6 protein-coding genes are annotated in these 3,780 nt (G+C 66.2%); all 6 read right to left on the reverse strand.

Annotated features, from left to right (window positions below):
• Window positions 1-86: 86 nt before the first annotated feature.
• Window positions 87-281 (reverse strand): hypothetical protein, encoded by a 195-nt coding sequence (locus ACLP25_RS17935; protein WP_442470533.1) that lies wholly within the window; start codon window positions 279-281, stop codon window positions 87-89.
• Between the two features lie 11 nt (window positions 282-292).
• Window positions 293-649: an HdeA/HdeB family chaperone gene (locus ACLP25_RS17940; protein WP_442470534.1), complete on the reverse strand. Its 357-nt coding sequence runs from the start codon at window positions 647-649 to the stop codon at window positions 293-295.
• 100 nt (window positions 650-749) lie between these two features.
• Window positions 750-1,475, reverse strand: a complete 726-nt coding sequence (locus tag ACLP25_RS17945) for a hypothetical protein (protein WP_442470535.1) — start codon at window positions 1,473-1,475, stop codon at window positions 750-752.
• A gap of 85 nt (window positions 1,476-1,560) precedes the next feature.
• The gene (locus tag ACLP25_RS17950) at window positions 1,561-2,181 is read right to left on the reverse strand and encodes a hypothetical protein (RefSeq protein ID WP_442470536.1); all 621 of its coding nucleotides are present in this window, start codon (window positions 2,179-2,181) and stop codon (window positions 1,561-1,563) included.
• A 26-nt stretch (window positions 2,182-2,207) separates the two neighbouring features.
• On the reverse strand, window positions 2,208-3,098 hold the full coding sequence (locus ACLP25_RS17955; RefSeq protein WP_442470537.1) for a DUF2092 domain-containing protein: 891 nt from the start codon (window positions 3,096-3,098) through the stop codon (window positions 2,208-2,210).
• A 267-nt stretch (window positions 3,099-3,365) separates the two neighbouring features.
• The gene (locus ACLP25_RS17960) at window positions 3,366-3,602 is read right to left on the reverse strand and encodes a cysteine rich repeat-containing protein (protein ID WP_442470538.1); all 237 of its coding nucleotides are present in this window, start codon (window positions 3,600-3,602) and stop codon (window positions 3,366-3,368) included.
• Window positions 3,603-3,780 lie beyond the last annotated feature (178 nt).

Genomic DNA, 3,780 nt, shown 5'->3' on the forward strand with positions numbered 1-3,780 from the left:
CACCAATGATCGAGGCGTGGCGCCTGGCAGTCAGGCGTCACCGGGCCGGGGTCGCAGACACAGTATTTGTCGGCATGCGGCGTGATTCACGGCACCTCCTTTCGCTCGCCAGAAGGCAAGGCGAAAGCGACTTGCGAACCGCCCGTGTGCACCGCGAACTGGCACACGTGTCCGGCCGGCGCCGCGCAGAGGAAAGTCACGGTCTGCTGGGCGTCCGCCGCGTTCGCCAGACACAGAGGCGCCGCGACGCAAAGCGCGGTCGATAAGAGCAGATTTCTCATGGGGCCCCCCCTCACTTCTCCATCATCAGGCCTTCGGCGCGGTCCTCCTTGAGGAGCACGGCGATGGCGTGGATGATCTTCTGGTCCTGGTGCTGCTTGCAGTATTCGATCACCTGATGCTCAAGGATGCGGCCCTTCTTGAAGTCGGCGTAGTGCTTGTGGGCAAGGCCGTTGTACCAGCCGCTGTACCAGCTCGACAGCGCGTTGGCGTCTTCCTGATAAGTGTTGGCGAGCTGGCCGCAGGTCAGCGCCTGCACGTCGATAAAGCCGTTCGCATCGGCATAGGCCGAGAGATCGACAGGATCGGCCTTGGCCGCGCCGGCCATCGCCATCATCGCAACGCTTGACATCAGCAGGAACTTTTTCATTCGGGACTCCACATTTGAGGTCTTACGGCGGTTTCGGTGAACTGCGTGTGAACGCGCGCCGCGGCCGCGTTCGTTGACGCTTCCTTGCGCGCTGTCGTTTTCAGTAGCAAGGCGGATAAGGGTAGTAGCCGCAGGCCACCGGCGGCGGCGGCGCGTAGTACGGGTGATAGTATGCGCCTGCGGCCGCCGCTCCGACTGCAGCCGCGCCAATCGCGGCGCCTGCTCCCACCCCGACGGGATGAGCGTACCAGGCCCCATGCCATGCGCCGCCCCACGCGCCGCCATGATAGCCAACGCCGCCGACGACCGCCCGTCCGCCGTAGCCGCGCGCCGCGAACCAGTCGATGAAAAGCGACGCGGGTCCCGTCGCCTTAGCCAGGTTTCCTTCGAGAACCGACACTTCGAATGTCAAATTGTCGCCTTCGAGCTTTGGCGCCTTCAGGACCACGACGGCGTCCTCGACGGATTCGCCGTCCGCGCCGAGCACCGATATCGTGGCGTTCGGGGGATCCTTGGCGAAACTGTCGCTTCCCTCGTCCCATTCCCTGATGAAATGCTTGGTCAGGACGTGCCCAGCGGCCCGGAACGGCCGATCGGCGAAGACGATGGAATTTGGCGACACGCCGGTCAGCGTCAGAGTGGAGCCCTGGAGGTTTGCCCCGCGCGAATTAATGACCGCCAGCGACGGGATCATGGCGTCTTTGGCCGGCTGACCGATCGTCTTCTGACCGGGTGCGGAGATCGCATCCTGGGCAGCTGCGCCGAGCGGCGCTGCGACGAGCGCAACGAGGCCCGCGCACAGGCCGATCATGATGGTCTTCCGCATGCTGTTTGCTCCGTCTCTGTTAGACTTTTTGAGTCGCGAATCTGATCCGTTAGAGGCGTTTGGCGAAAGGCGCTGTCGCGCGCGCTCAAAGCGGCGCCGGCACGACCCGATAGTAGAGGCCGTTCGCCCCATAGACCGGCTCGAGCCAGCCCGAGGGACACTGGTACCAGGAGCGAATCGGCCGGTGGACATACACGCAGCCCGCCAGCAAATAGCCGTATGTCGCGCCGACCGGCCATGTCGTTGCGGCCACGGCCGCGCCGACCGCGGCCGCGCCAACCGCGGCGCCGGCCGCCGCCGCGCCCCAGCCGCCGTAGCCGCAATTGTAGCAGCCGGCCCCGTATGAGTTCACGACGACGGGCTGATGGTAGTACGCGCCGTAGGCCCCGGTGTGATACGCGCCGTAAGGGTTGGCGTAGGTCCCGTGGTAGTAGCCGCCGTAGTCGCCGCCGTGATAGGCGCCGTAGCCGTTGGCCGCCGAGCCGTGCCAGGCGCCGCCCGCGTCGCTCTCGTGCGCGACGCCGCCGGGGCCCACTTCCGTGGCGTGCGAGAACCCGCCGGCGTCGCCCGCGTGATAGAAGCCGCCGCCGGCGGTATGGCCCCAGCTTCCGCCAAAGCCGCCGCCCGCCCGCATCCAGGCGTCCGCAGGCTCGATCGCGGCCGCGACCGCGAGCGCGGCCGTCGCCGCCAGCATCAAGGATTTCATCGCATGACCTCTTGAACGAGCGGGGCTCATTGTTTCTTCTCCGCGGGCGGCTGGTTGACCTCCGGCGGAGGCGTTGCGTCGCCGGGCGGGGCGAACTCGATGTGCTCCGCTTTGAGCGCCTTCGGATTGGCGAACGTCGCCGGATAGACCGGGAGGTTGAGCCGCCAGTTCGAGAACACGGTCTGGTAGCGCGCATGCGCCGGCTCGTTGGCGTAGACGACGCGCACCTGGCGCGGCAGATGGTCGGCGACGCCGATCCACACTTCCGCCGCGACCTCGTCGCCCGTGAGCGCGATCATGTCGGTCGGCACGCCGCCGACTGCGATCGAGCGGCCGACGTAGAAGGCGGATTTCAGCGTCTTCGACAGTTCCGCGTAAGGATCGGACGCGAGCACGTCGGCGAAAGGAAAGTAGATCGCCGCCTTTTCCCAGGCCTCGTCGAGCAGCTTGTCGAGCGTCGGCGGGGCGTCCGCGACGGCGACCACGTTGGACGACGGCACGTACGCCATCATGGTCTTGCCGTCGTAATAGAATTCGTCCGGCGTGCCGTCGCCGGGCGTGATGACCCTGAGCTTGTCGGGCCGCTCGACCGTCACCTCGTGGATCGAGCTGTAGTAGAGCGGCTGTCCATTGCGGGCGGCGCGCTCGTAGGTGCTGACCGCGGTGAAGGCCAGGGTCCTCGCCGCGGCGAGTTTCTGGCTCGTCGCCTTGAGAATCTCGATCGCCTTGGGCTCGAGGGAGGGCGCCGGAGAAGCGGGTTGAGCCGGAGCGGCGGGCGCCGCTGGAGCCGGCGCCGTCGGGGCCGGCGCGTTCTGGGCGAGCGACGGATGCGCGGCGAGGCCGACCGCCACACATGCCGCGAATGCGGCCGCCGAGGCTCCGGACGGGCGCTTGCGCGCAAGCAACTTCAATTCCATTGTTCCCTGTCCTCGATGTCGCATCTCATCCCTCCGCCGCAAAGTGCGAATCGGCGCGGCCAACCCAGCGCCTCCCTCTAGACGCAGTTTATGAATTCCAGACAACCCCCAGATTCCGATTGGAGGGCCGCATTGCGCGGCTCCCACCCGATCGTCACGTCGTCGCCAGGACGGCCTGCACCCCGTCGATAGGACGCCGAGAGGCGGCGTGAAGCGCGCCGCCTGACGGTCTTCGACAGTTTGAGCGGCTCTAAGCCGACCGCGCCCTCACTTCCCCATTTCGGCTTTGAGCTTCTTCAGCTCTTTCCCACAGCCGATGCTCACCTCGTTTTCGTGCTCCTTGAGGCAGTTCTTCAGCGCGCCGCCGCCCGGACGAACGCCTGGGCAAAGGCGTTCCGCGTCCGCCTTGCAATACGCGAGCTGCCCCGCCGCGAAAGCCGGCGCCGCAAGCGCAACCAGGGTCACCGAAAACGCGGCAGCGATTGTAAGTTTATATGTGCTCATTAGAACCTTCCCTCCACGTTGGCAGCCAACCTCAGTCGTCGAACTCTCCTCACCGATCGCGCTTCTTCGCCAGCTCCTCCATCATCGCCTTGATGGCCTCCGGCGTCATGAGCGTCGGACCGAGGTCGAAGGTGATCTTGTCGAGCTTACCGGTGAACGGGAACGGCGACCGGTAATC

The organism is Roseiarcus sp. (genome assembly GCF_052145395.1).
GTDB lineage: Bacteria > Pseudomonadota > Alphaproteobacteria > Rhizobiales > Beijerinckiaceae > Roseiarcus.